Genomic DNA, 281 nt, shown 5'->3' with positions numbered 1-281 from the left:
AGAGAAAACAAAAGTGATTTCCTAAGTAGCGGCGAGCGAACGGGAATTAGCCCAAACCATAATTGTTTAGGCAATTATGGGGTTGTAGGACTTGTATAATCAAATAGAAACGAAGTAGAACGCTTTGGAAAGAGCGACCAAAGACGGTGATAGTCCGGTATACGTAAGGTTCTGTGCGAGACGAGTATCCTGAGTAGTGCGGGACACGAGAAATCCTGTATGAATCTGGCGGGACCATCCGTTAAGGCTAAATACTCCTGAGAGACCGATAGTGAACCAGT

Annotated in this window: 1 rRNA gene; it reads left to right on the top strand. The window is 45.2% G+C overall.

What is annotated here, in order from left to right:
• Positions 1–281 (top strand): 23S ribosomal RNA (locus FNN09_RS21035); the annotation flags it as partial.

The sequence above is a fragment of the Carboxylicivirga sp. M1479 genome (assembly GCF_007097485.1).
Classification (GTDB): Bacteria; Bacteroidota; Bacteroidia; order Bacteroidales; family Marinilabiliaceae; genus Carboxylicivirga.
The sequence above is the reverse complement of the archived record's forward strand: the minus strand, read 5'-3'. Positions and strand labels throughout refer to the sequence as shown.